Source organism: Arcobacter sp. CECT 8989 (assembly GCF_004116715.1).
GTDB lineage: Bacteria > Campylobacterota > Campylobacteria > Campylobacterales > Arcobacteraceae > Halarcobacter.
The window spans coordinates 1-421 of record NZ_PDKE01000087.1 but is presented as its reverse complement, the minus strand read 5'-3'; the positions used below and the strand labels follow the sequence as shown (position 1 = coordinate 421).

The window sequence follows — 421 nt, the reverse complement described above, 5'->3', positions numbered from 1 at the left end:
AATGCAAATGATGCATTATTGACAATATATAAAAATTTGCCTTTTTCGGAATTTACATATTGGAGTTGCCACTTATTTCTTTATACAGAACATACTCTTAAAATACTAGCAAAACAATGTGGTTTAAATGTAGATTTTATTAAATATATTCAAAGATATCCTTTGTCAAACCATTTATATTGGTTAAGTAATGGAAAACCAGGCGGGGATAAAGAGTGGGGAAGCTTTATAGATTCTACTGAGTTAACAAATGCATATGAAGCACAATTATCTTCTATTGGGGCAACAGATACTATAATATGTCAATTTTCAATAATAAAGTAAAAGTATTTATTCTTGTGGGAGGGTATGGTACAAGATTAAGAAGTGTGGTTAAAGATGTACCTAAACCAATGGCTATGATTCATGGAAAACCTTTCTT

At 29.9% G+C, this 421-nt stretch carries 1 protein-coding gene and 1 pseudogene; both read left to right on the top strand.

Annotated elements, in window-relative coordinates; translation table 11 throughout:
* Positions 1-324: pseudogene (locus CRV02_RS14550) on the top strand (methyltransferase); the annotation flags it as partial.
* Positions 300-421: sugar phosphate nucleotidyltransferase (locus tag CRV02_RS15180; RefSeq protein ID WP_375137091.1), on the top strand; the 122-nt coding region annotated here is incomplete at its 3' end. The pseudogene CRV02_RS14550 and the gene CRV02_RS15180, both read left to right, overlap by 25 nt.